24 protein-coding genes and 1 pseudogene are annotated in these 25,873 nt (G+C 63.9%); 7 read left to right on the top strand and 18 right to left on the bottom strand.

Annotation, left to right across the window (positions count from 1 at the left end):
* Positions 1-212: 212 nt before the first annotated feature.
* From ABZ677_RS04795 to ABZ677_RS04775, 5 genes are read right to left on the bottom strand one after another with little or no spacing between them, the layout of a single operon-like run.
* The gene (locus ABZ677_RS04795) at positions 213-2,201 is read right to left on the bottom strand and encodes an SDR family oxidoreductase (protein ID WP_358366977.1); all 1,989 of its coding nucleotides are present in this window, start codon (positions 2,199-2,201) and stop codon (positions 213-215) included.
* On the bottom strand, positions 2,198-3,979 hold the full coding sequence (locus ABZ677_RS04790) for an amidohydrolase family protein (RefSeq protein WP_358366974.1): 1,782 nt from the start codon (positions 3,977-3,979) through the stop codon (positions 2,198-2,200). The genes ABZ677_RS04795 and ABZ677_RS04790 overlap by 4 nt, the downstream gene beginning before the upstream one ends.
* 42 nt (positions 3,980-4,021) lie before the next feature.
* Positions 4,022-5,128: a PDR/VanB family oxidoreductase gene (locus tag ABZ677_RS04785; protein WP_358366971.1), complete on the bottom strand. Its 1,107-nt coding sequence runs from the start codon at positions 5,126-5,128 to the stop codon at positions 4,022-4,024.
* Positions 5,125-6,003: a metal-dependent hydrolase gene (locus tag ABZ677_RS04780; protein WP_358366968.1), complete on the bottom strand. Its 879-nt coding sequence runs from the start codon at positions 6,001-6,003 to the stop codon at positions 5,125-5,127. The genes ABZ677_RS04785 and ABZ677_RS04780 overlap by 4 nt, the downstream gene beginning before the upstream one ends.
* A gap of 2 nt (positions 6,004-6,005) precedes the next feature.
* Positions 6,006-6,926 (bottom strand): alpha/beta fold hydrolase, encoded by a 921-nt coding sequence (locus ABZ677_RS04775; RefSeq protein ID WP_052047947.1) that lies wholly within the window; start codon positions 6,924-6,926, stop codon positions 6,006-6,008.
* A 144-nt stretch (positions 6,927-7,070) separates the two neighbouring features.
* Between ABZ677_RS04775 and ABZ677_RS04770 the strand changes: the two genes are divergently transcribed.
* Entirely contained in the window at positions 7,071-7,745 is a 675-nt protein-coding gene (locus ABZ677_RS04770; RefSeq protein WP_068055593.1) for a TetR/AcrR family transcriptional regulator, read from the top strand.
* A 25-nt stretch (positions 7,746-7,770) separates the two neighbouring features.
* Here the strand turns inward: ABZ677_RS04770 and ABZ677_RS04765 are convergent, their stop codons facing one another.
* Entirely contained in the window at positions 7,771-8,235 is a 465-nt protein-coding gene (locus tag ABZ677_RS04765) for a hypothetical protein (protein WP_358366964.1), read from the bottom strand.
* Positions 8,232-9,431: a lipid-transfer protein gene (locus ABZ677_RS04760; RefSeq protein ID WP_255137228.1), complete on the bottom strand. Its 1,200-nt coding sequence runs from the start codon at positions 9,429-9,431 to the stop codon at positions 8,232-8,234. Before ABZ677_RS04760 ends, ABZ677_RS04765 begins: the two co-directional genes overlap by 4 nt.
* A gap of 301 nt (positions 9,432-9,732) precedes the next feature.
* On the opposite strand from ABZ677_RS04760, the pseudogene ABZ677_RS04755 reads away from it, so the two are divergent.
* Positions 9,733-9,918: pseudogene (locus ABZ677_RS04755) on the top strand (CsbD family protein); the annotation flags it as partial.
* A gap of 456 nt (positions 9,919-10,374) precedes the next feature.
* Here ABZ677_RS04755 and ABZ677_RS04750 read toward each other — a convergent pair.
* Both ABZ677_RS04750 and ABZ677_RS04745 read right to left on the bottom strand, forming a co-directional pair.
* On the bottom strand, positions 10,375-10,671 hold the full coding sequence (locus ABZ677_RS04750) for a hypothetical protein (protein ID WP_032376174.1): 297 nt from the start codon (positions 10,669-10,671) through the stop codon (positions 10,375-10,377).
* A 105-nt stretch (positions 10,672-10,776) separates the two neighbouring features.
* Entirely contained in the window at positions 10,777-11,829 is a 1,053-nt protein-coding gene (locus ABZ677_RS04745; RefSeq protein ID WP_037193963.1) for an alpha/beta hydrolase family protein, read from the bottom strand.
* Between the two features lie 210 nt (positions 11,830-12,039).
* On the opposite strand from ABZ677_RS04745, the gene ABZ677_RS04740 reads away from it, so the two are divergent.
* Positions 12,040-12,438: a hypothetical protein gene (locus tag ABZ677_RS04740; RefSeq protein ID WP_037194198.1), complete on the top strand. Its 399-nt coding sequence runs from the start codon at positions 12,040-12,042 to the stop codon at positions 12,436-12,438.
* A gap of 94 nt (positions 12,439-12,532) precedes the next feature.
* Here the strand turns inward: ABZ677_RS04740 and ABZ677_RS04735 are convergent, their stop codons facing one another.
* From ABZ677_RS04735 to ABZ677_RS04725, 3 genes are all read right to left on the bottom strand, one after another.
* Positions 12,533-13,855, bottom strand: coding sequence for an NAD(P)/FAD-dependent oxidoreductase (locus ABZ677_RS04735; protein ID WP_358366960.1), 1,323 nt, complete (start codon positions 13,853-13,855; stop codon positions 12,533-12,535).
* A 109-nt stretch (positions 13,856-13,964) separates the two neighbouring features.
* Positions 13,965-14,582 (bottom strand): DUF305 domain-containing protein, encoded by a 618-nt coding sequence (locus ABZ677_RS04730; RefSeq protein WP_358366957.1) that lies wholly within the window; start codon positions 14,580-14,582, stop codon positions 13,965-13,967.
* A gap of 82 nt (positions 14,583-14,664) precedes the next feature.
* Positions 14,665-15,060: a DUF6153 family protein gene (locus ABZ677_RS04725; protein WP_358366954.1), complete on the bottom strand. Its 396-nt coding sequence runs from the start codon at positions 15,058-15,060 to the stop codon at positions 14,665-14,667.
* A 151-nt stretch (positions 15,061-15,211) separates the two neighbouring features.
* On the opposite strand from ABZ677_RS04725, the gene ABZ677_RS04720 reads away from it, so the two are divergent.
* Positions 15,212-16,090: a universal stress protein gene (locus ABZ677_RS04720; RefSeq protein WP_037194193.1), complete on the top strand. Its 879-nt coding sequence runs from the start codon at positions 15,212-15,214 to the stop codon at positions 16,088-16,090.
* Positions 16,087-18,477, top strand: a complete 2,391-nt coding sequence (locus ABZ677_RS04715; RefSeq protein ID WP_358366951.1) for a phosphoketolase family protein — start codon at positions 16,087-16,089, stop codon at positions 18,475-18,477. The genes ABZ677_RS04720 and ABZ677_RS04715 overlap by 4 nt, the downstream gene beginning before the upstream one ends.
* Positions 18,478-18,488: 11 nt before the next feature.
* Here ABZ677_RS04715 and ABZ677_RS04710 read toward each other — a convergent pair whose 3' ends face one another.
* The 4 genes from ABZ677_RS04710 to ABZ677_RS04695 form a co-directional block, all read right to left on the bottom strand.
* The gene (locus tag ABZ677_RS04710) at positions 18,489-19,373 is read right to left on the bottom strand and encodes a universal stress protein (protein WP_358366949.1); all 885 of its coding nucleotides are present in this window, start codon (positions 19,371-19,373) and stop codon (positions 18,489-18,491) included.
* The gene (locus ABZ677_RS04705) at positions 19,370-20,212 is read right to left on the bottom strand and encodes a universal stress protein (RefSeq protein ID WP_358366946.1); all 843 of its coding nucleotides are present in this window, start codon (positions 20,210-20,212) and stop codon (positions 19,370-19,372) included. Before ABZ677_RS04705 ends, ABZ677_RS04710 begins: the two co-directional genes overlap by 4 nt.
* A 107-nt stretch (positions 20,213-20,319) precedes the next feature.
* Positions 20,320-22,023 (bottom strand): GAF domain-containing protein, encoded by a 1,704-nt coding sequence (locus ABZ677_RS04700; RefSeq protein ID WP_358366943.1) that lies wholly within the window; start codon positions 22,021-22,023, stop codon positions 20,320-20,322.
* Positions 22,016-22,681, bottom strand: a complete 666-nt coding sequence (locus ABZ677_RS04695) for a response regulator transcription factor (RefSeq protein WP_037193950.1) — start codon at positions 22,679-22,681, stop codon at positions 22,016-22,018. Before ABZ677_RS04695 ends, ABZ677_RS04700 begins: the two co-directional genes overlap by 8 nt.
* Positions 22,682-22,874: 193 nt before the next feature.
* On the opposite strand from ABZ677_RS04695, the gene ABZ677_RS04690 reads away from it, so the two are divergent.
* Both ABZ677_RS04690 and ABZ677_RS04685 read left to right on the top strand, forming a co-directional pair.
* A complete protein-coding gene (locus ABZ677_RS04690; protein WP_176460626.1) occupies positions 22,875-23,786 on the top strand; it encodes a universal stress protein in 912 nt (303 codons plus the stop codon).
* Between the two features lie 124 nt (positions 23,787-23,910).
* Positions 23,911-24,441 carry a flavodoxin domain-containing protein gene (locus ABZ677_RS04685; protein WP_094633410.1) on the top strand — a complete coding sequence of 177 codons (531 nt, stop codon included), beginning with the start codon at positions 23,911-23,913 and terminating at the stop codon, positions 24,439-24,441.
* 58 nt (positions 24,442-24,499) lie between these two features.
* Here the strand turns inward: ABZ677_RS04685 and ABZ677_RS04680 are convergent, their stop codons facing one another.
* Together ABZ677_RS04680 and ABZ677_RS04675 are read right to left on the bottom strand one after the other, a co-directional pair.
* Positions 24,500-24,919 (bottom strand): hypothetical protein, encoded by a 420-nt coding sequence (locus tag ABZ677_RS04680; protein WP_094633409.1) that lies wholly within the window; start codon positions 24,917-24,919, stop codon positions 24,500-24,502.
* Between the two features lie 137 nt (positions 24,920-25,056).
* The gene (locus tag ABZ677_RS04675; RefSeq protein WP_358367235.1) at positions 25,057-25,788 is read right to left on the bottom strand and encodes a GAF and ANTAR domain-containing protein; all 732 of its coding nucleotides are present in this window, start codon (positions 25,786-25,788) and stop codon (positions 25,057-25,059) included.
* Between the last annotated feature and the right edge of the window lie 85 nt (positions 25,789-25,873).

Raw genomic sequence — 25,873 nt, 5'->3', positions numbered from 1 at the left:
ATATCCGTTCTGCTGTCCCGACGAAGTACCCGCGAGAGAGTGAGAGTGAGCCGAGTGGCTTCCGAGAATCAGCGTAAGCCACACCACACCTATCTGACAAGATGCATTTTCACTTGATGCCAGCAGAGTCGAATTTGCCTGCATCGGAATCGAATCCGACTATCCAGACGGGACGGATCCACGCCGTTTCCCGAACTACGACGCCGGAGGGTCTACCACTGCGCGCCGGGAACCATCGCAGCGAGACGACGAAAGGGCTTGGGCGCGTGCCGATCGCGTCGATCCGATGCGGGCACGGCCTCGAGCACCGCGGTGTCGGACATGTCGGCCCGCAACGCACCCCGGGCAGCCGGTGAGTCGCCCATGGCCTGATGCATGGCGCTCGCGATCCACAGCTTCAAGCGCGGTGTGAACGTATGTCCCCATTCGCCGATCGTGCCGAGAGGAACGTCGATTCTCCTAGGTCGCTTGACCAGAGCCCGCACCACCATGGCGGCCGCCGTCTCGGGACTCGTGATCGGTCCGGCGTGATAGCCGTCGGACGGGGAGATCATCGGCGTATCGACCAGCGGGAGGTGGATGGTGGTGAACGTGATCCCTTCGTGCAACAGCTCGGTCGCTGCCACCTCGCTGAATCCGTCGAGTGCCGACTTGCTCGCCACGTAGGCGGCAAACCTGGGCGCGTGATTCTGCACCGCAGCACTGGAGATGTTGACCACGTGGCCGAATCTGCGTGCCTGCATCTGCGGAAGCAGACCCATGGTCATTCTGACGGCACCGAAGTAGTTCACGGCCATGGTTCGCTCGAAGTCGTGGAACCGATCCGTCGACCGAGCAAGGGAGCGACGAATGGATCGGCCGGCATTGTTGACCAGCATGTCGACGTGACCGTGGTCGGCGAGAATACGAATGATGGTGGCGTCCACGGCCTCTGTGTCCGTCACGTCGCACACGTAACCGAACGCCCGCCCACCGTTGCTGCGGATCTCGTTCACCGTTGCCATCAACTGTTCTTCGTTTCTGGCCAGCAGTACGACGAGGGCGCCGTCTTCGGCCACCCTGATCGCAGTCGCGCGGCCGATGCCCGACGACGCCCCGGTGATAACGATGTGTCGGCCCACCAACGGCCCCCGGGTGGACGGGCGCCGGGCGCGAGTGGGATCGAGGTGGTTGTACCAATACGTCCACAGACCGGTGGCGTAGTCGGCGAGCGGCGGATACGTGATGTCACTCCCCCTCAGGGCCAACGACGTTATCGCGGAGGAGAATTCGGTGGGGATCGCGAAGTGCTCGAGCACGACGCTCGGTAGGTCCAGACGTCTCAGTACCGCCGACCGGAGCAGCCGTAGCTGCCGGTGACGAGGATTTCGCAACGCGAATCGCCCCACGGACCCGGGCAGCGAGGCGACCGGATGCGGAGCTCCGGCCGCAGAAGCCAATGCCTTGTACACCTCGCGCACGGGCTGAGGTGTGGGGTTGACGAGATGGAACACCCGCTCCGTCCCGGTGTCGGTGAGCATCAGATGCACCAGCGCGCGAGTGACCACATCGACCGGAACCAGATTTGTCGCGCCGATAGCGGGCACAGCCACCGGAAGACCGGCAGGGAGCGCGGAGAGCAACTTCAACGCGCCGAACAAGTAGTACGGACCATCGATCTTGTCCATCTCGCCGGTTCTCGAATCTCCGATCACCGCTGCCGGGCGATAGACCTTCCACTCGAGTCCGTCCATGCCTCGCACGAGCTTCTCCGCCTCGAACTTGGTGCGGTGGTAGGCAGTCGGAAAGCCCTGCCCCAGATCGAAGTCGTGCTCGGTGAATCGTCCCCGAAAATCGCCCGCGACTGCGATGGACGACACGTGGTGCATGACGGCACCGGTGCGCAGGGCCAGGAGCGCTACCTCGCGTGTTCCCTCCACGTTCGTCACGGCCTGATCGTCACCCGCGGTCAGGTCGTAGACCGCACCGAGATGCACGACGTGATCGAGACGGTCCGGCAACACCCCGTCGTCGATACCGAGACCCGGTTCGGTGAGATCCCCGATGATCGGCAGCACCCGGTGATGGGACGCAACGCGATCCAGCGATCCCGCTCGCACCAGCACGTGGACCGAGGCCGATGGATCCCGATCGAGTATCTCCTGGACCACTCGCCTGCCGAGGAATCCGGTTCCGCCGGTGACGAAGAAATTGACGCTCACAGTGCACTCCTGATCAATTGTTCGGTCGAGTCGATGTCTCTGGAATACGCACCGGCTCTGAGGAAGCGGCCGGTCTTACCGCCGTTCTTGCCCGCAGTGAATCGCCCGCCGCGGAACACGACTTCTCCGGCAACGACGGTTGCGTCGACCGCTTCGTCGTTGCGGTTGACCATGCGAGAGATTCCGCCGAATTGTTCGATCGGTGCCTCGTACACGCCGTCGACACTCGCGTTCAGTCCCGATGGGTCGACTATCACCAGATCGGCACGGTCACCGAGCCGTAGATGACCGGCATCGATTCCGAACCACTGGGCCAGTTCACCGGTCAGTCGGTGCACGGCGTGCTCGACCTTCATGAAGCCGGTGTCGTGCACTCGCTTCAGCAATCGAATCGGGTAGTTGTAGAACGCCATGTTGCGCAGATGTGCCCCGGCATCGCCGAAACCCATGTGCACTCCGGAACTTCGGGCCAGTCTGTCCGCATACTTGGGCCGGTCGTTCGCTATCGTCGTCCGCCAACGCAGCGACTTTCCGTACAGCACAACCAGATCGAGGTAGGCATCGACGGGGTGGATTCCCCGCTCATCGGCCAGTCGGCCGAATGTCTTGCCGACCATGGATGCATCGGGGCTCGCCACGATCACCGCGTCGTAGAAATTTCGGTGCCAGATACGAGGGCTGAGTTTGTCGTCGTAGTTCTTGCGGAACCATCGGCGGTAATTCTCGTTGCGCAGCAGTTCGTTTCGTTCCACTTCGTCCTGCAGATGCAATGCGGCGGCGCCGGCACCGAACTCCTCGAACACGACGAGGTCGATACCGTCGGCGTATACCGTGAACGGAACCGGTAGGTGCTGCCAGCGGAAGTCGGTCTTGGCGAACTTGTTCAGCAGCGGAGCCACGGCAAGCATGAGGTAGACGATCGGTGGATACGCCTTGGAATCCGCTGCCGAGAGCAACGACGTCTTCAGCTTGGGGCGGCCGCTCAAACCGGAGCTCTCGGCGAAGAACGCGGCGATGTTGGGATGAAAGTTGATGGTCGGTGCGCTCTGCAGGATTCGTCCGCGATCACGCAGAATCCGGTTCAGGAAACGCAGTTCGCGCCACCGCGAGTACGTCGAGGGCAGTGACCTGGACCGGAATTCCTTGCCGTCGATCTTGTCGAGCTTGTTGGTCATCGACGACAGGCCCAGGAACCCGGCATCGAGGCTCTCGGTGAGCATGTCACCCATTGCATCGAGCTCGGATGCGCTGGGGCGGTAGCGGGTCGAGGTGGCCTTGGACATTCCCAGGACCGTGGTACGGATGTCGGAATGACCGATGAACGCCGCGACGTTGGGACCGAGCGGCAGCGATTCGAGTACCGACACGTAGGTGGAGGGACTCGTCCAGCTTCGGTGATCGTCGAGAATGTCGAGCATCGACTGACGAGGTATCGCCTCGACTCGACTGAACAGATCCGCACATTCTTCCGGGGTGGAAAACACGGTCGAGAGCGAGCAATTGCCGATGACAACGGTCGTCACCCCGTGCCGAACCGACTCGGGCAGCAGTGGATCGACGAGTACCTCTGCGTCGTAATGCGTGTGTATGTCGACGAATCCGGGCATCACCCACTTTCCCCGGGCATCGAGAACGTCGGTGTCACGACCCACGGGAAGCGGGTCGGCGGAGATTTCGGCAACGAGTCCGTCGCGAATGCCCAGGTTGCGCATCCGCCCTTCGGCACCGGTGCCGTCGAACCACAGCCCGTTCTCTACGACGAGATCGAAGTCGTGCATCGTTGGTGCTCCTTCTGGTTCGGGATGTGGTCCTGAAAAGGGTCAGAGGTCCAGCACGAGCCGTTCGCCCTGCGAGCGTGATACGCAGATCAGAATGTGGTCCGCTCGCTCGGCATCGGTCAGAGCGCCGTCGCGATGATCCGGTGTACCGCTCAGCACTCCGACGATGCACGTGCGACAGAATCCTTGTCTGCAGGAGTACGTGGTGTCGGGTTGCGCCGCAACGATCGCGTCGAGTGCAGAGACGTCGGCGGGCACGTCGACCACTCGACCGGATCGGGCGAGTTCGACCGTGAACGCTCGACCGTCGACGATCGTCGGTGCCGAGAATCTCTCGAAATGGAACTCGCAGTCGGCGAGGGCATCGGCACCGGTCCGCAACGTACCGATCATCGGCGGGGGTCCGCAGGCATAGATCGCTGCGAACGGGCGGATGCCGGTGAGAAGTTCGGCGGAGGTCGGTAGGCCGTCGACATCATCGGTGCGGACAGTCACCTTGTCACCGAATGCGAGCACCTCCGGCACGAACGGCAACGAATCGGTGCTGCGACCGGTGTAGACCATCGACCAGCTGATGCCGAGGCTGTCTGCGAGGCGCAGCATCGGCAGGATGGGGGTTATCCCGATACCGCCGGCAACGAAATGCAGATGCCGGGCCGGCGATCCGTAGCCCGGCACGGCAAAAGCGAACGCGTTGCGCGGTTCCGAAATCACGATCTCGGTCCCCACGTCCAGAACGTCGTGCGCTTCCACCGACCCGCCCCCGCCATCGGGGATTCGCCGCACAGCGATCCGGTATCGGTCCGCGTCGGCCGGATCTCCACACAGCGAGTACTGACGGCGGAGCCCCGATGGGAGCGTGAGATCGATGTGTGCGCCGGGTCGCCACGGCGGGAGAGCGTCTCCTGACGGTCGGGTGAAGGTCAGGGCGACGACGTTGTCGTCGCGGGCCTCGACGCTACGGTCGCTGACGACGACTGTGAGGGATCTGTCCACCGGTTGCCCGACGGGCATAGTCCTGCGGAGCCGACCGACCGCGGCCATGTGCGCGTTCATCAGGTTGGAGATGACACCGAGAAACAGATCCCGGCGGCGGCGTCCGTACAGATCCGGCGGGACGGCCGTGGGCACCGGACGTGCGCTTGTCATCGCGCAGCCGCTCGCGCGGCCGGAGACCAGGCCAGGTAGGCCACCGCCTGCGCGGTGTTGCCCTCGTGTTCCGGCGAGTAGGAAGGGTTGAGATATCGTGCGACTCCCCAGGTCAGATGCGCAAGCGATGGCAATGCGTCACGCCTCATCGCGCCCATCCAGGCGACGAAGATGCGCAGGTATCCCCGGTTCTTCAACGACGGGTCCTGTCGAACGATGTACTTCGTGCCGCGGAGCATGAGTATCAAGAACCCGACGAACGCAATGATCATGGCGATGTTGCGTCGGAAATAGCCGACGCCGAAGTATTGGGCGACATCGTGTGCGACATTCCGGTGCTCGACCTCCTCGGCACCGTGCCATCGATAGAGATCGATCATGGTGGGGTCGCCGCCCAGTGTGTCCCACCGCGAATTGAGTGCGTAGTCACCCAGAAATGCCGTCATGTGCTCGATGGCACCGATCAACGCAATACGTTCGACGAGTTGCTGACGTTCACCCCTCGGTGAGCGGCCGGGGCGTGGACCGAGGACACGTCGCATCAGGAACTCTGCCTGCGCAGCGAACGGCCGAGGATCTATGCCATGGGTGTCCAGAAAGTCGTAGAGCACCACATTGTGGGTCTCGGCGTGCATCGTCTCCTGTCCGATGAAGCCACGGACGTCTTCGCGCAGCCTGTCGTCCTCGATCAACGGGAGGGCTTCGGCGTACGTGGCGCAGAACCAGCGCTCACCTTCCGGGAGCAACAAGTTCAGGGCGCTGATCGTGTGCGAGGCCACGGGCTCGTCGGGAAGCCAGTGCAGAGGTGTATCCGTCCAATCGAACTCGACGTTGCGCGCGGTGAGCGAGACGACACCTGGATCGAGGGGGTCCACGGCTAATCCTTTGCTGTGTGCTTGTCGATGAAAGCTGTTGTGGCCGAGGCCACCAGCTCGGGGTTCTTGAAGGGAAGCCAGTGCCCGGACTTCACTCGACGGATGTCGACCTCGGCGGCCCACTGGTCGATGTCCGAGAACGAGGCCGGGCGAACGGCCGGGTCGCGAGTGGGTATCAGCAACTGGGTCGGCACCGAGGTGAAGCGGTTGCTCGGAAACAGAACGGTGCGGAAGATGTTGGCCCGGTATATCCGTAGACCCGAGACCATGTCGTCGGTGAAACTTTCTGCCAGGTGGATGTCTCGGCGGTCGACCCGTTCGACGATGCGCAGGAACAACGACCACAGATACCGCGTCCCGAAGACCCTGAAGAAGGTCCTCGACAGAATCCCCGACATGAAGAAGAGCGTGTACATGCCCGAGATGACTTGAGTGAACCACTGCCACAGCGCTATCGGGGTTCGCGCGGCGAGCCGTGACTGCATCCACCGACCCATGTGATGGAGACTCGGTCCCGAGATCGACGTGAACGATGCGATGGCCCGATGCGCTCCTGGCCTGCATACGGCATCCCACACCTGCACCGATCCCCAATCGTGCGCGAGAACATGAACGGGTCGATCGGCCCGAACGCTGTCGACGACAGCGAGGAAGTCGTCCGCCAACTGCTCGATCCGCATCTCGGCGACAGTTCCTTGCGAGGTGGACCGTCCATGACCGCGGGTATCGTAGGTGACCACCCTGAACGAATCCACCAGACCCGGCACGACGCCGTCCCACAGGTGGTGGGTGTCCGGCCACCCGTGCACGAGAATCACCGTCGGACCGTGCAGGTTTCCCTGCTCGAATACCGACAGCTGCGCACCGGTTACCTCCACCGTTCTGTGTTGTGGCTGAAACGACCGGTCGTAGGAGACTGGCATCGGCAGGACGCTCCTCAATGAAATGGACCGTCGGTACGCTTTTCGTTACCGGCGGTTACGGCTACACCATGGCGCAGTCCGACGCGGTATGTCAACCCCTGTCGGACAACACCGAGCTCGCGAGAGCGTCCTAGACTGACCGCCGTGCCCGACTCTCGAAGATCTCCGAACTCCCGGCAGACCCGCGCCCGCGAGGAATTCGTCGATGCTGCGATCCGAGTCATCGATGCCGATGGTCCGAATCCGAGCATGAACGCCATTGCTCGTGAGGCCGGATCGACGAAACCGCGCTTGTACCGACAGTTTTCGGACAAGTCCGACCTGCTCTCCGCGCTCGGCGAACGCATGGCCGACGAGGTGTATCAACTCGCCGTCGCGGACTTCAACTTCCTTCTGGACGCTCCGTCGTCGGCATTGCGCCACGCGCTGCGTGGCTACTCGAACGTCGTGGATCGACACCCCAATGTGTTCCGCGTTCTGGCCCAATCGCGTTCGTGGACGGAGGACAGTTCCTCGGGTGCGTTCGATATCGGAAGGGACGTTGCGCGCCGATTCGCCGGAGTGGCAACCTCCGTGCTGCAGTCGATAGGCCTCGAGAACGACGGGGTCGAGTTCACCAGTCGAGCTGCGGTGGGCGCGATCGTCGCGACGACGGATCTGTGGCTCGAAGAGGAATCCGAGACCATGGATATCGATCGGTTCGTGGACCAGCTGACCGATCTGATCGGCGGACTCCTGAGAGCCTTCCTGGAGCGAACCGGAGTCGAGATCGACCCGGAAGAACCTGTGTTCGTGATCCTGGCGAAGCTCAAGCAATGAGATGCCGCTGAGACACTCGTGGTCTTCATCGAGGCCACCTGTCCACCAGTGCTGCGGTGCGACGATGCAGATCGTTGAAACGGCAGACCAGATACGCCAGCCACGCCAACTCTGTCGGAGGATCGGGAATCAGAGTCGAAGGCAGGCGAGCGAATGCGTCGCCGGACAGCGAGCGAGCATTCGCAGGGTACGCCGTCACGTCACTGGACACGACCGGAGGCGCCGACCGAACGTCGTAGACTATCGCGAATTCGAGTTCGTGTTGATTCCGATGCGCGAACACCGCAACGAATTCCGGATGCCCCCACCTCGCGATATCCCACGTTATCGCCCCGACATCGATTGCAGCTCGAAAGAGCCAGTGCTGCATGTGAGTTCGCGCTTCGTCGTCGACGGTGAAGCGATCCACATCGTAGAAACCGTCGAGGCGACGAACGCGATCCCTGTTCAACGTCAGCAAGTCCGGCACCGCGCGGTGCCCAGGTTTCACATCACCGAACGGTAGGCGGTCACCACCGCAGCACCGCCCAGCCCGATGTTGTGCTGCAGAGCAATTCGCGCACCGGGCACCTGACGGTCCCCGGCTGTCCCACGCAGCTGCCACGTCAATTCGCTGGCCTGGGCCAGACCGGTGGCACCGAGGGGATGACCTTTGGAGATCAGTCCACCGGAGGGATTGACCACCCAGGTGCCGCCGTAGGTGGTCAGATCCTGATCGATCAACGTCCCGCCCATGCCCTCGTCGCACAGCTCCAGAGCCTCGTAGGTCAACAGCTCGTTGACCGAGAAGCAGTCGTGCAATTCGATGACATCGATGTCGGTGGGGCCGATGTTCGCTTGCTCGTACACTTTTCGAGCTGCGTGACGGGTCATGTCCGCGCCGACGATGCTGATGGCACTGTGGTCGTCGAACGTGGACGGCAGATCGGTGACCATTGCTTGCCCCACGATTTCGACCGCCCGATCCCACAGTCCACGCCGCTCCACGAATGCCTCACTGGCGAGTATCACCGCACCGGATCCATCGGAGGTGGGCGAACACTGCAAGCGTGTCAATCCCGCAGGCTCGTAGATCATCTTCGATGCCGTGACGTCGTCCAGCGAGTACTCGTCGTCGAATTGCGCGTACGGATTGTTCACCGAATGGCGATGGTTCTTCACCGCGATCCGCGCGAACTGGTCGGTGGTGGTGCCGTACTTGTCCATGTGTTCGCGCCCCGCCGCGCCGAACATCCAGGGCGCGGCCGGAAACTGGAAGTCGAACAGCTCTGCCTCGGCCTGGATGTGCAGCCCGAGCGGCATGGCTCGATCCTCGTAGGCCACCGACAGCGAACCGGGCTGCATCTTCTCGAACCCGAGCGCCAGGACGCAGTCGGCGAGGCCGCCCCGGATCGTCTGAGTCGCCAGATACAGGGCCGTCGATCCGGTGGAGCAGTTGTTGTTGACGTTGGTGATCGGAATGCCGGTCATGCCGAGCTCGTAAACGGCGCGTTGACCGGACGTCGAATCTCCGTACACGTACCCCACATGCGCCTGTTCGACGTCTGCGTAGGAGACACCTGCGTCGGCGAGGGCCGCGGTACCGGATTCCCGGGCCATGTCCGGATAGTCCCACCCCGGTTTGCTGCCGGGCTTCTCGAACTTGGTCATCCCGACGCCGATGACGAACACTCTGTTGCCGCTCACGGTTCTGGGCGCTCCCCTCGACATGGAATCGACCACGGTGGCGGTCGGCGCATCCGTGCGGACACCCGTCGACTGTGGCGTAGAACCGATCTTTTCGACAGGTGCACTTCACCGACATTTCGACCGCCTGGATGGACACAATGCACAACGCCGAGTGCGCCCGGTCGATAGTGACCCATCACACTGCCGTCGGACGTATGTTTCGGAGCAGCCGGTTCGACTCATACTTATCGGCGTCCTCCGCGACGCCCCCAGCTCCGGATGTCCGGAGACGACCTACACGAAAGAGGTACGCACCGATATGGCCGACTTCATCGACAAGGCTCAGCACAAGGCAGAAGAACTGGCCGGGACTGCGAAGGAGAAGGCAGGCGAGGCAACCGGTGACGACAGCCTCCGCGCCGAAGGTGCCACCGACCAGGCCAAGGCCAACACCCACCAGGCCGCCGACAAGGCTTCCGACGTAGCCGAGAATGTTGCCGATTCCGCTGCCGGTGCAGCCAAGGAGGCCAAGCATGCCGCGTCCGACGTCGCCGACAAGGCGGCCGACGTTGCCGAGGACGTCAAGGACACCGTCAAGGACAAGGTCGCCAACGTCGATGCCGACGACGTGAAGGAGAAGGCCTCCCAGGTCGCCGACAAGGCAGCCGACAAGGCCTCCGCCGTCGCCGACGACGTGAAGAACACGGTTCGCAACATCGACAGCGACGATGTCGCCCAGGCCGCGAAGGTCGGCACCCCCGTCATCGCCGCCATCGCAGCCGTTGCCGGCGCTGTCGCGTTCGTGCTGATCCGTCGACGCAACCGTCGCAACAGTGCTGCGCACCTGTTCGTGCCGTCGAAGCGCACCACCCGCAAGCTCGCCAAGAAGGCCCGCAAGCGCAGCTTCTGAAGGTAATTGCGCAGAAAGCCCCGCCTCCATCGAGGCGGGGCTTTCTCGTCTCTACAGCGGCTTCAGTGCCCGGCTGGGCACCCAGTGCGTGACGGTTTCGCTTCGGTCACGCGACATCAACTCGTACGTGACGCGGCCGAGCCAATCCCCGTCCACGGTGATGGACCATTCGACCAGATCTCCCGGCACCACGCGTCGCACATCGAACCCCTCGGGGTTGAACTTCGAGGCGTGGTGCGGCGGTAGCGGGTAGAGGATGTTGAGGTCGATCCAGACCTTCAGCGGCGGCCGGAGCAGCTTGAAGGGGCGCACGGCAGACGCCGGTCGAGGTTGTGCGCGCCGTGCCATCGTTCGATCATACGTTCGATTCACGCACTGAACCACCGCCCCTGACGACGAAGAACGGCCACCTGCACGCGAGGTGCAAGTGGCCGTTCTTCGGTGTCGTGTGGATCAGATGCCGAGCGATCCTGCCAGGAACGGCCAGGAGTTGTGCAGGTCGTCCTGCCAGTAGCCCCACGAGTGGTTTCCGATCGGGCGGAAGTCCACGGTGGCCGGGATACCGAGCTGGTCGAGGCGCTTGGCCAGGTTCGAGGTGCAGAAGTTGGTGGCAACTTCGATGCCGCCGCCGACGATGACCTGGTTGGCGAGCGTCGCCGGGTCGTTCTTCAGACGCGGGTTGGCGTAGGTGTCGTTCGGGGCACCGGGCAGGCCGCTGCCGGTGCTCATGTAGATCTGCGTTCCGCGAAGCTTCTCGGCGTTGAGCAGCGGATCGTTCTCGCGCCACACGGGGCCGTCGAGCGGGCCCCACATGTTCTCGACGTTGCCGCCGCCGTAGGTCTCGACGACGAGCTTGACGAACTGCTGACCGATGGGGTCGGAGGTCTGAGCGCAGCCGCTGTACGCAGCGACGCCGGTGAACTTGCCCGGGTACTTGATCGCGATGTTGAGAACCGAGGTGCCCGTCATCGACAGCGCTGCGAGCGACTGGCGACCGTTGGTGTCGAACTGGGCGTCGATCAGCGGGGGCAGTTCCTCACCGAGGAAGGTGCTCCACTTGTTGCTGCCGAGCTTCGGATCGTCCTGGAGCCAGTCGGTGTAGTAGGACCACTTACCCTTCTGCGGAGTCACGATGAAAGCGTTCTTGTCCGAGAGGAAGGCCTCGGCGTCGGTCTGCGACTGCCACGACGCGGCATCCTCGCCGCCGCCTGCACCGTTGAGCAGGTACAGCACGGGACGCGACACGCTCTCGTCGGCGGGGCGCTGCACCGTGACGGGGATGGTGCGGTTCATCGACGCCGAGTACACCTGGAGCTGAACCTGGCGGTTGTCGAGGGTGTTCACCGACTCGATCCGCGATCCGTTGCTCGACTGCGTCGTGGCCGCAGGCAGTTCGTCTGCGGACGCGACGGGCGTCATCAGCGCGGTCGGAAGAATCGCCACTGCGAGGGCGACGGCCGTAGCCGAACCGATTCGCCGGAAGCCGTGTCGTCGAGATCGTGGCACGCTGTTTCACCTTTTCGTCGAGTTACACCGGTCGAGTTTCTACATCGGCCGAAGATGAGGTGACGTTACCTCGAGCAAACGTCCCGAGCGTTATGGACCGGACGAATCCGAGACGCGATCGTGATGCTCTCGGTCGCGGTGGCGAATTGTTCCCTCGGTACGAGTGTCTGTGGTCTATTGGGTGCCCGCCCCGCGAAGGAGTCGATCGAGATGTTTCGTCGCACCGCCGTCATTGCTTGCGTCATTGCAGGTGCCGCCGCCCTCGGCATGGGAACGGCCGCCGCCGACGAGTGGCCTACTCCGCCGCCGTATCCGAGTCCGTCTGCTCCACAGGACGTCACCGGGCTGTTCCTCACGCCTCAGGACCCGGACTACTGGAACCCCTTCGTCAGCGAGAATCGACTCACCTCCCCCTACGGCAACAGCACCCGCATCGTGTGCACCGGATTTCACGGCGTGCTCGGCTCCTGCTGGCAGGCCGATTCGAATGGCAACCCGCACAAGCTGATTCTGCTGAACATGAACTATCCGGGTTCGACGGGCCAGCTGCTGCCCGGCGGCGGTCCCGGGCACTTCGTCTACCCCGGTTTCATCCCCGGCATCGGCTGACCCCGTCGACACCGGCAGCAACTGACCTGAGCGTCCACTATTCGCCCCCCGAAAGCGGGATTCCGTGTGAGGGTGAAAACAGTGGACGCTCAGGTCAGTTGTACGGCTTACGCGCCGTTTCCGGGTCGCCGTACGTGATGGCCCGTTCGCGTCGGGTGCCGGTGGCCAAGGTTGCGGCCCAGTTGATGAGCGTCCCCACGCGGTTGCGGTTGCCGGCCAGGAACGCGATGTGGATGACGCCCCACGACACCCAGCCGAGGAATCCGGACATGCGTAGCGGCCCGGCCTGCACCAGTGCATGACCTCGGGCGATGTAGGCCGCGGTCCCGAGGTCTCGGTACTCGAAATCCTTTCGCGCAGAACCGGACAGGTCTGCTGCGATCGCCGCGCCCGCTGCTCGGCCGCCCTGCATCGCCACTTCGGCGACGCCCGCAAGCTTGTTCAGCGACATGATGTCTCCGACGACGAAGACGTTGCGGTGTCCCGGGATCGAGAGATCCGGTTGCACGGCGATGCGCCCGGATCGGTCCTGTTCGACGCCCATAGCGTTGGCAAGCTGCTTCACGAACGGAACGGCCTCGACGCCTGCGGTCCACAGCACCGTGTGAGTGTCGTAGCGAGTGACCGTCTTCGGCTCGGCCTTGGCCGTCACTTCGACGTCGGTGGCCGTGACATCGGTGACGTGCACCCCGAGATGCGTCTCCACACCCACGGTGTCGAGGGTGCGCTGCGCCTTCTTCGTCAACGAGTCGGGGAACGATTCGAGGACGCGGTCACCGCCGTGGAAGAGCAGCACCCGCGCTTCCGACGGGTGGATCGAGTCGAACTCCTTCGCCAGCGCTCGGGAGGCGAGTTCCCTTATCTGACCGGCCAATTCGACTCCGGTCGGACCTCCTCCCGCCACGGCGAACGTGAGCCAGGGTCGGCGTTCGTCGGCGGTGGGCAGGGATTCGGCCATCTCGAAGGCGGAGATCAGCTTTCGCCTGATCGCGAGGGCATCGTCGAGGGTCTTCATCCCCGGTGCCCACTGCACGTATTCGTCGTGGCCGTGATAGGCCTGCTGCATTCCGACGGCAACGACGAGGTAGTCGTAGGGCAGCTCGAACGTCGAGCCGTCGAAGCGACTCGCGGTCACCACTCCGCCGTCGCCAGCCGAGCCGTCGCCCACTGCGGTCACCGAGGTCGCTTCACCCAATGCCACGTGCACGTTCTTCTGCTTGCGCAGCAGGTGTCGCAGTGGACTGGCGATCGAGCCCTCGGACACCAGACCGGTGGCGCACTGATAGAGCAGTGGCTGGAAGACGTGGGAGGTGCCTCGTTCGAGCACGGTCACATCGACGTCCTCGTTGCGCAGACGTCGGGCCGCATGAAGTCCGCCGAATCCGCCGCCGAGGACCAAAACCCGTGGACGTGCCATGTGAACGCTCTCCCTCGGACCGAACTGCGGAGATGGATTCTCCGATATTCGAGCCTACTCGAGTGCCGCACCCCCGGTCAGGGGGTACGGCACTCGACGTCGATGCAGATCAGCCGAGCAACGCCCGCATGGTGTCGATTTCCTGTTGCTGCGTGGCCACGATGGTGCGAGCCATCTCCTGCGCGTCGGGGTTCGAGCCGTCGGCGATCTCGATGTTCGCCATCTCGATCGCGCCTTCGTGGTGCTCGATCATCATCGTCAACCATCGGCGGTCGAACTCGGGACCGGTGGCCGCAGTCAACGCGTCCATGTCCTGTTGGGGCATCATGCCTGTGCCCGAGCCGTGGTCCATCTCGCCCATGTCGGACGAGGGTGCGGGCTCACCCCATTCGGCGAGCCAGGCGGTCATCCGCTCCATTTCCGGTTGCTGCGCGGCTTCGATCGCCGACGCCAATGCCATAACGTCCGGATTGTCGGTGCGGCCCTCGACCATTGCCGCCATCTCGATTGCCTGTGCATGATGTGGGTACATCATCCGAGCGAACATAACGTCCGCATCATCGAACTGAGCGGATGCGTCGGCCTGGGTAGATGGCACCGACGACGAGTTCGACGCGCTCATCGAATGGCCGTCCATCGGCATGTCGGAAGTGTCGCTGCTGCAGCCGGCGACGAGGAATACGCTCACGGTGGCGGCGGCCAGCGAGGCGACGAGTGTTGTACGCATGTGAATCTCCTTGAACAAGTGCGAAATACAGGGATCTTGGTATGCCGATCCGCCGGTGGTCGTGCATCCACCGGGCTCCCTGTCACACTCGCAAGGTCACCGATCTGTCCAGCTCCCAGAGGGTCCACGGCGGCGCACGCTCCGAGACGGTGTCGGTGCGCCCTCCGATACCGTCCTCCGACATCGGCGGGTGGACGCAACCGACGCTCGCCGATGGGACCGACAGTGCAGCCCACGACACCGTTGCTCCTGCGCACGGATGCATCATCTGATGTGCCGACGGGCCGTCGCGGTCACCGGCCGCCACCTGTACCGGATCATCGTGGTGGGCCGCCGACGCCATGGCCGAGTGTTCGCTGCTCATCGACGTGCTCGGTGTCGCCGAGTGCATCAGCAGCACCCCGAAGACGGTCAGTGCGATCAGTAATCCGGTCGCCGAGGCAATGCCCTGGCGACTGCGTCGGATCACTGAATGCATGTCGTCGACGATAGCAAGACATACCCCCTAGGGGTAGCCAGCGGGGACTTCCGCCCCGCACCGAAGGACTTCCGCCTCTGTCGGCGACGGTCCCATCCGGGCCATGCTCGTCATGTATCTGCACACGTGGGGCAATGGACGGGAATTCGTCATGAATGCATCGAGCCGGGTAGTCGTCGGAGTGGACGGATCTGCAACATCTCTCGACGCGGTCCGCTGGGCAACACGCGAGGCTGTTCGACGCCACGCTCCGCTCGAGTTGGTCACGTCGTCTCTGTTCGCGCCGGGAACCTACGGGGATGCCATCAGCCTTCGGATCGGTGCGTTCTCCGACCCGGATGTCGAGGCCAAGCGTGTGCTGACCACCGCGGTCGATGTTGCGCACAAGGCCGCAGCAGGCAATTCACTGATTCTCGACACCCGCCTCGAACACGGCTCTGCTGCACGGAACCTGACGCACTTCGACGTCGCGCCCGCCATGATCGTCGTCGGGTCGAGGGGTCTCGGCGAGTTCACCGGCGGGTTGATCGGGTCGGTCAGTACCGCAGTTGTCACGCATGCGAAATGCCCTGTTGCAGTGATCAAATCGAATACCGTCAGCGACGGTCCGGTCGTCGTCGGGGTGGATTGCACCGCCAACAGCCAACCTGCCATCGGATTCGCACTGAAGGAAGCGTCACTTCGAGGCGTCGACCTCGTCGCCGTGCACGCCTGGAGCGACCTCGAGCTCGGCAGTGTGTTGACGCGCGACGACGAAGGTCCTTGGGTCGATTCCGAACTCGCCGAGAAGACGTCGTTGGCGGAGAGCCTTGCCGGCTGGTCGGAGGACTACCCGGACGTCACCGTCCACCGTGTGGTGGTTCAGGACAGGCCGGTTCGTGAGCTGGTCCGTGCATCCGAGTCGGCGCAGTTGATCGTGGTGGGAAGCCGCGGCCGGGGTGGATTCACATCGATGCTTCTCGGTTCCACCTCGCGTGCGGTGTTGCATTCGGTGGATGTTCCCGTCGTCGTCGTCCCCACGAACCGATGACCGCGCCCACCACCGAAACCGGTTACAGCTCCGATGACCTCGACGCAGACCTGCGCTACTGGGCTGCGGCGAACTACCTCACGGTGGCGCAGATCTATCTGCAGGACAACGTGTTGCTGCGTCGACCCCTGGAATCCGAGCACATCAAGCCGAGACTGCTCGGGCACTGGGGCACGAGTCCCGGACTGTCGATGATCTACACCCTCCTCAATCGCGTGATTCGTCGAACCCATTCGGATTGGCTGTACGTCACCGGTCCGGGCCACGGCGGTCCGGCATTGGTGGCCAACACCTACCTCGAGGGAACCTACAGCGAGATCTACCCGAAAATTTCGCTCGACGACGAGGGCGTCCGACGTCTGTGTCGGCAATTCTCCACTCCTGGAGGCATTCCGAGCCACGTCAGCGTCCAGACTCCGGGCAGCATCCACGAGGGCGGCGAGCTGGGTTACGCCCTCGTCCACGCCGCCGGTGCAGCATTCGACAATCCCGATCTGATCGTCGCCTGCGTCGTCGGGGACGGTGAAGCCGAGACCGGTCCCCTGTCCGGTTCCTGGAAGATTCCGGCCTTTCTCAACCCGATTCGCGACGGCGCCGTCTTGCCCATCCTGCATCTGAACGACGGAAAGATCTCCGGACCAACGGTTCTCGGACGCACCACCGATCGATCGATCGCGGACTACCTGAGTGGCCAGGGGTGGGCACCACTGTTCGTCGAGGGCGACGACCCACGAGAGGTGTTCCCGGCGCTTCATTCTGCCCTCACCCGAGCGCACGACGCGATCGAGAGAATCCAGCACGCCGCCCGCAACGGAGAACCGCAACACGACATCGCATGGCCCGCTGTCGTTCTACGCACCCCCAAGGGCTGGACCGGACCGCACGAGGTGGACGGCAAGCTCATCGAAGGCACACATTGGGCGCACCAGGTGCCGCTGTCGGGAGTCCGCGAGAACCCAGCGCATCTGGCTGTGCTCGAGAAGTGGCTCCTCTCCTACGATCCCCGATCGTTGTTCGACGACAACGGTGCTCCGGTCGACTCCATCCGCGAGCTCGCTCCGTCCGGCACCGAACGCCTCGGTGCCACTCCGTATGCGAACGGCGGTCTTCTGTTGCAGCCCCTCGTGATTCGCGATCTCGAGAACTACGCGCTCACGGTCGAGTCCCCGGGGCGCACGTCGCACGAGACGACCACCGTGCTCGGGGAGATGATGCGCGATATCTACCTCGACAACGCACAGCCCCACGGTGGCGGCAACTTTCGTCTGTTCTGTCCCGACGAGACCGCGAGCAACCGCCTGCAGGCCGTGTTCGAGGCCACCGACAGATGCTGGCAGCTGCCGACCACCGAGTTCGACGACGGTCTAGGTCCCGACGGCCGCGTGATGGAGGTGCTCAGTGAGCACCTCTGCGAGGGCTGGCTCGAGGCGTACCTGCTGTCGGGTCGACACGGCCTGTTCGCGAGCTACGAGGCCTTCGCCATGGTGAGTGTGTCGATGCTGATCCAGCACACCAAGTGGCTTCAGCACGCCGCCACACTCGCATGGCGAGCACCGGTGGCGTCCCTCAACGTGCTGCTCACCAGCACGTGTTGGCGCAACGACCACAACGGATTCAGCCATCAGGGTCCCGGACTGATCGACGCGGTGATCCCTCTGGCACCGGACGTGGTGCGCGTGTGGCTACCACCGGATTCCAATACCCTCCTCGCCGTTGCCGATCATTGCTTCCGCAGTCGAGGTCACGTCAACGTCCTGGTGGTGGACAAGCAGAGTCACCCGCAGTATCTGACGCTTCCCGAGGCACGGGCGCATGCAGCGGCGGGTGCGTCCCGCTGGGACTGGGCCGGCACCGAGGAGACCGATACCGAGGAAGATCCCGAGATCGTTCTGGCGTGTGCCGGCGACGTGCCGACCGAGGAAACCCTGGCGGCGGCACAGTTGTTGCGCACGTGGACTCCCGAGCTCAGGGTCCGCGTGGTCAACGTCATCGATCTGATGGCGCTGCTTCCCGTCGTCGATCATCCGCACGGATTCTCCGACGAACAATTCATCGATCTGTTCACCGCCTCTGTCGATGTTGTCTTCGCGTTCCACGGTTATCCCCGTGCCGTGCACCAACTGGTGCACGGCCGGCCCGACGCCCAGCGCTTCCACGTTCGCGGATTCATCGAACAGGGCACCACCACAACACCGTTCGACATGGTGGTGCTCAACAAGATCAGTCGCTATCACCTCGCGCTCGCAGCACTCGACCGAGCGGGCACTGCGCCGGCCGGTGCCGAACGACTGCGGCAGCACTGCCAGGACCAACTCGTTCGGCACGATGCCTACATCCGGGAATATTTCGAGGATCTTCCCGAGATTCGACAATGGCGGTGGTCGTGACCGCGAGGTGACTACCCGCGGGCGATGATCAGCGGACAGTCGACGCGGTGGGCCAGCGACCGGACGGTGGATCCGAGAAGTCGGTCGCTGAAACCGTTGCGGCCGCTCGAACCGACGACGACGGCCTGCGCCCGCGGTGATACCTCGAGGATCTTCTCGACCACGTTGCCGCGCAATATCTTCTGCTGTACCACGACGTCCGGGTACTGTTCGCTCCAGCCGGACAGGCTCTCTGCCAACACGGTTCGACCGTTCGAAAGGATCGCATCGGACCTGTCGGTGGCGGACGCGTCGGGCGACGAGATCAGCTCGTCCGTCGACACGTGGACTGCAACCAGTTCCGCTCCGCGGAGTGAGGCTTCGTCGAAGGCCAACCGAACAGCGTTCTGGTTGTGCGGCGACCCGTCGATTCCGAGGACAACAGGGCCTCCCGACGAATGCAGCTCCACGCTTCCCGGCACGATGACCACAGGGCAGTGCGCTTGAACGGCCACCGCGGTGCTCACCGAGCCGAGCAGTTCGGCGAAGTATTCGCCGTTGCCACGCGAACCGACCACCATCATCGAGGCACTCGAGGACTGCTCCAGCATGGCCTGAATCGTCGGTCCCACAATCGATTCGCTCGTGATGACGAGCGCGTCCGGGTTGTTCACCGAACGTCGAGCGACCAGCGACGCCCAGGCGAGGATCGACTCTGCGGCCGTGTGCTCCTCGGAGCCGATGTGCGACGGCAACGCGACGAAGCTGGTGTACAGAGCCTTGACTTGGTATGCGGACACCAGCTTCACCGGTACCCCACGCAACTCGGCCGCATGCGCGGCCCATCCGACTGCGTCGAGCGACGAGCCTGAGCCGTCGACTCCGACGACGATCGGAGACTGCCTCGAGGTACTCATGCGTGCGGGACGACGAGGACGGGGCAATGGGCATGGCGCAGTACGGCGGTCAGTGTTCGTCCCGGCACTCGGTCTCGCTCGTGACCGACCACCATCAGCTGGGCTGTCTCGGACACCGCCACCAGTTCCGATCCCGAGTCGGCCTCGGCATAGACCGACGCCACACGAATGTCGGGATAGTCCGCGCCGAAGGGTTCGAGCCGAACGTCCATTGCCGATTCGGGGTGCAGCCCGTCGCCCGGGCCGCTGAGAGCGGACGCGAGAATGGAGGAGACAGCCTGAGTGTGCACCGCCAACACACTGGCCGCCCTGATCGATGCCTCGTGAAATGCCTGAGCCACCACGACATCGGCTTGCGAGACGTCGGCGTCACCCAGGGCTGCAACGACCGGGCCGCGGCGTTCGGCGTCGAAATGACGGACGATCGCCACGGGGTGGGGCGATGCTTCGACCACGGCACCGACCATCGATCCGAGTACCCAGGCGGCCACCGCACTGCCGGTGGTGGTCCCCAGTACCAGCAGAGACGCAGATCCGGCCTCGGTCGACATCACCGATTCGGGCCGACCCTGCAGAACGACCGATTCCACGAGAACCGCCGGATCGATCGCTGCGGCCGCATCCTCTGCGCGACTCAATGCCGCGCGGGCATAGTCACCGTCGACATCCGGAGCGCCGTAGACGGTTTCGGGCACCGCGTGTCTGTCGATCACGTGGATCAAGCGAAGTGACGTGCCCCGCCCGCGTGCCTCCTGCACGGCGAACCGAACCGCGTCGAGTGCGGTCTCCGATCCGTCGATTCCGACCACGACCGGTCCGGTGGAAAGTGAAATGTTCATCAGATGCCTCTCGATGGTGCGCGTCTACGACGAGAACGCTACGAGCGCAGGCACACCTGGCACAGCAGTCCGAGGTCATCGGAACAAGTGACCTAGGTCGTCCGCGGTCAGGGCAGCGGTACCGACCAGATCAGTTCGGTGCCACCTGCGTCGGCCGCGGACGACCCGAAGGTCATCGTGCCGCCGCAGTCGACTGCCCGCGCCTCGAGGTTCGCCAGTCCACTGCGAGTGATGTTCTCGTCCAGTCCGATTCCGTCGTCGGAGACCTCGATGCGGAGATCGTCCCCGACCGCCAGGGTGACGTTGACGGTCTGGGCCCGAGCATGGTGGACGACGTTGCTCACCGCTTCGCGAATGACGGCGACGGCGTGGTCGGCGAGGGTACTGTCGATGACCGACAGGGGCCCGAACATGCGAACCACGGCGCGAATGGGAACGCTTTCGGTGAGTTCGAGGACGGCTCCGTTGACGCGCTGCCGCAGACGAGTGGTCGAGTGTGTCGAGCTCTGCAGGTCGAAGATCGTCGTACGAATGTCCTGCACGGTGTCCTGCAGGTCGTCGATGGTGCGAGTCAGACGTTGACGAATGTCGTCGAGCTCGGTCTTCTGCAACGTGCTCTGCAGCGACAATCCGGCCGCGAAGATCCGTTGGATGACGTGATCGTGAAGGTCCCGGGCGATCCGATCACGGTCCGCGAGAACGTCGAGCTCGTGCATGCGCCGCGTGGTGTCGGCCATCTCCATCACGAGTGCGGCCTGGTCGGCGAAGCTGGAAATGAGATCGAGTTGAGAGTCGCTGAAGACCGGTCCGCCCTTTCGGCGCAGCGTCACCAGGACGCCTCGCACGCCGTCGGCTACCCGAAGCGGCGAGATCAGGGCCGGGCCGAAGGTGTTGGCGACATGCGCATTGGGTCGGTAGTCCAGCTCCTCCTTGCGGGTAGCGGTCCGAAGGCGATATGCCGCACCGGAACTCGATCCCTCGATCGGGATGAGTGAACCCACCAGAGCGTCTGCGTCGTGCCCCTCGGCGACCGAGATGACCAACCGGCAGACCGTGTCCGAGTTCGGAGCCGCGTCGGCGGGAACAGCGATGAACGCACTGTCGGCCCCGGTCAGATGCAATGCCCGCCTCGACACCATGTGCAGCACTTCGTCGATGTCGCTCCCGGCCAACAGTTCGGTACCGATGTCCCGCATCGCTTCCATCCACGATTGCCGGATCCGCGACTCCTCGTACAGGTGGGCGTTCTCGATCGCGATTCCGGCCGCCGAGGCGAGAGCCCGGGTGACCACCTCGTCGTCCTCGGTGAACTGGGCTCCGTCCTTCTTCTCGGTGAGGTACAGGTTTCCGAACACCTCGTCACGCACCCGAATGGGCACGCCGAGAAACGATTTCATCGGCGGATGGTTGGGAGGGAAGCCCACTGCCTCCGGATGCGACGACAGGTCGTCGAGTCTGAGCACATGAGGTTGGTCGATGAGCAGACCCAGCACACCTCGTCCGGTGGGAAGTGGGCCGATCGCCTCGCGCACCTGCTCTTCCATGCCGTGATGGATGAACGCCTTCAGCTCGTGACCCTCGCCGCGCACGCCGAGTGCACCGTACCGGGCACCGACGAGGTTGACGGCCGACTCCACGATCGACCGCAACGTCACCTCCAGGTCGAGGCCCGAGGTGATGACGAACATCGCATCGAGCAGACCGTCCGCCTGCACTCGTGCATCCGCGATGCGCCCGATTCGGTCCTGCACCTCGGCCAGCAGTTCACCGAGGCGGAGCTGCGGAAGACCCGGTCCGCGGTGATCATCCATCCGACGGCCCGGATTGCGTTCGCGGATGCGTTTCGGCCAGCCTCGACGCGTACACCGCTGCCTGGGTGCGGCGCTCCATCCCGAGCTTGGCCAGCAGCCGGGAGACGTAGTTCTTGACGGTCTTCTCCGCCAGGAACATTCGAGCGGCGATCTGCCGATTCGTCAGCCCCTCCCCCAGGAGGTCGAGCAATGTCCGTTCCTGCCCGGTGAGGTGATCGATCGGTCCTGGAGCGGCCGTGCCCGCCCGCAGCTTGTCCATCAGCGCGGCCGCTGCGCGATTGTCCAACAGCGACCGACCGGAGCCGACATCCTTGATCGCGCGAGTCAGCTCCATACCGGTGATGTCCTTGACGACGTAGCCGCTCGCGCCGGCGAGGATCGCGTCGAGCATGGCCTGGTCCTCGGTGAACGAGGTCAGCATCATGGTCTTGAGATCGGGCAGTCGGTCGAGCAATTCGCGGCAGAGCTCGATGCCGTTGCCGTCGGGCAGTCGAACGTCGAGAACGGCGACGTCCGGCCTCAACGCGGGAATGCGAGCGAGTGCCTGTGCGCAACTTCCGGCTTCACCGATGACGGAAAGATCGGGATCGGAATCGATGAGATCGATCAGACCTCGACGCACGATCTCGTGGTCGTCGACCAAGAACACTGTGACCACGTCCAACCCCTCACCCGCGTCCTCGGTGGGCGCATCTTTCCCAACACTACGGACCCGCACACCGGAGAGCTCGACCTTTGGTCATCGAAAGTGGGGCCGAAAGTCCCTGATCTCGGTGTAGTTGTCCTGGCGCGCGGATGCCGAGCCGAAGCGTCTGATGGAGCTCTGGCACCACCTCGAAGGGACTCATCAGATGGGCAGATCCCACACCGTCGTCGGAGTCGACGGTTCAGCCGCGTCTCTGGACGCTGTCCGGTGGGCCGTGCTCGATGCCGAACTGCACGGCTCCGACCTGACGATCGTCTCGGCCGTCCCGACGGTTCTCACGGGCCTCGATGCCCTACCCGAACGGACATCCGCGCATCTGAGGTTCGAGACGAACCGCATTCTGGACGAGGCGATGTCGATAGCCCGGCCGACGGGGTCGGCCGTGTCCACCATCGCCGTCGACGTGGTTCTGTCGGACCGCCCCGCCGCTGCCGCTCTACTCGAGATGTCCGAGACGTCTCGGATGGTTGTCATCGGGACCCGCGGACTCGGTGCGGCACAACGCACGTCGTTGGGTTCGGTCAGCGTCGCGCTGAGTACGCATGCACACTGCCCGGTCACGGTCGTACATGCATGGCCGATGAGCGGCTACACGGGGTTCGAGGCGGTCGTGGTCGGCGTCGATGGAACCTCGGCCGCCATGGCCGCGGTGGAGCGGGCGTTCGAGGAGGCAGAAGTCCGAAGCGCTCCACTCACCGCACTGCACGCGTGGGCCGATTCGGATCTGTCGATAGGGATGTCGGTTCCCGGCCTCGATTGGGCGGACCATCGACCCGAAGCCGACGGCGTGTTGGCAAGGGCCGTCGATGATTGCGCGCGTCGGCATCCGACGGTGGCACTACGACAGGTGGCGGTCAGAGACCGACCGGTCCACGCACTGCTGGACCACGCGCAGAGCGCCCAACTGGTGGTGCTGGGCAGTCACGGTCGCGGAGGATTCGCCGGAATGATGCTCGGCTCGACCAGCCGCTCGGTGATGGCACGCGCATCGTGTCCGGTCACCGTTGTGCCCAGTGCCGCGCGCAACAGAACGCCTGCGACGAAGGAGTACCTGTGAAAACTGCGGAAGAACTGTTCGACCCGCGACATGCGTGCGCCGATCCGGATCGACTGCAGCACCTGACGGACATGAATCATTTTGCACTGCAATTGAACCGAAGCCGAACCGACAGGACATCCACATGCGCATACTGATCGCAACAGCAAGCCGCCACGGCGCCACCCGAGAAATCGGACAGTGGCTGGGCTCGTCGATTCTGCGGGAACTGTCCAGCATCGACAGCACGACGACAGTCGATGTTCGTGATGCCCGCGACGTGGACAGCATTGCCGAGTACGACGCCGCGATAATCGGCAGTGGCGTGTACATGGGCCGATGGCTACGAGACGCACGCGCGCTGGTCACCAGGGAACAGGCCGAACTGGAGGCAATTCCTGTGTGGCTCTTCTCGAGTGGCCCGGTGGACGACAGCACTCCGCCGAAAGCTCGGCCGAAAGAGACCGAGGCCGACTGGGTGATCGAGCATCGCGTGTTCGGTGGCAAGCTGACGAACTCGCGGTTGTCACTGTTCGAGCGTGCCGTCGTGCGACTGATCGGTGCCTCCGATGGTGACAGCAGATCACGAGCAGAGGTCATGTCGTGGGCGGTGGTCATCGCCTCCCATCTCACACCTTTTGTGCTCCGGGCCGATGAGGCCTCTCGGCTCAATTGAACGCCGAGGACGAGTGACCGCGGACTCCCTCGTCCACCTGGGTGCTCGGCTCCGGGACCTACGGCCGAGCGGGTGGAAACCAACCCCGAGCGTCACGCAGGGTGCGGCCGGCCTCGTCGACTGTCGATCGGTTCCAGCGCTCGGCGACTCTGCGTAATTCTGCACGCGCTTCGGCAACCGTGCGGCCACTGGCAACAAGAACACCGATTGCCTGGTTCACCTCACTCACATCGGCAAGAGATCGCGGCTCGGAAGCCCCGGAATCGGTTCCGCCGCGGACCGGATCTCTGGTCCCTATCACCACGTCGAACCGTTCACCGTCGACGATCGACGTCAGGGTGATCGAGCCGACATCCGAGACGGCCACATCGATGTCGGCCGCCAACTGCCCGGCCAAGCGCGCGAGATCGACGGACGAGTTGTCCAGTGATTCGGTCAGCGTCGCAAGATCGTCCAGCAATCGAGGCGGAAGTTTCATCGAGAATCCAGGTGCGGCCCGATCGCCGATTCGATTCGTCCGATATACCCGCGGCATCCTGCCGGGCGGGTATGCGAGCGCGAGGAAAAGTCGGACTCGATGCCTCGGAATGCGCTCGCGGCTCGAACGCTACGCCCTTACGTGCGTGAACGGGAGCGGGCCGTCTTCATCGCCTCGCCCACCATGGCCTCAGCGACCACTGCGACCTTCTTGTGCTCGCTCTGGCTCATTGATCGGAGCTTGTCGTACCCCTGGGCTCCGGTGCATCCGCTTCGGCTGATCAGCACCCCGATCGCCTGGTCGATCATGGAGCGATTGCTCAGTGCCATCTCGAGCTGCTCGGTGAGCCGGGCAGCACTCGACAGCGCCCGCGCGTTCTGCACCGAGACCGCAGCCGGTACCGCGAACAGTTCGCCCAACTCTGCAGCGCGAGCATCGAACGCGTCGGGCCGGCGCGCGTAGACATTCATCGCGCCGAGCACACCGCCTGCGGTGATCAGCGGAAGAGACAACACGCTGTGCACTCCCATTCGACCGACCTTCGGACCGAATTCCGGCCACTGAGGGTCGGATTCGAGTGAACCGGATCGAACGGTGATGCCCTCGGCAGCTGCGGTGATGGAGGGGCCTTGGCCGAGTCCGTACTGGATGTCGTCGACGGCACGGACGAATTCCGCGCTCGCGACAATCGTGTCGGGGCGGTCGGGATGCAGGAGCGTCAATCCGGCACCGTCCGCGCCGGGAACGGCCCGAACTGCAAGTTGCGCCACGTGAGAGAGGGTGTCGGACAGAGACAGATCGGTCACCGGCAGTTTGCTGAGGTCGACCAGACTCGACCGGAGGTCGTCTTCGTGTTCCCCTGCGTTCATCACTGCTCACTCCGTTGTGGGCACACATGCCTTTCGGGCATGCGCCTGCCCACCCCGACCTTACGGCTTCACCGACAGCCGAGTC

Origin of the sequence: Rhodococcus sp. NPDC006774 (assembly GCF_040636045.1) — a bacterium.
Classification (GTDB): domain Bacteria; phylum Actinomycetota; class Actinomycetes; order Mycobacteriales; family Mycobacteriaceae; genus Rhodococcoides.
Note: the sequence above shows the minus strand (reverse complement) of the source record. Positions and strands in the feature narration are given on the sequence as shown.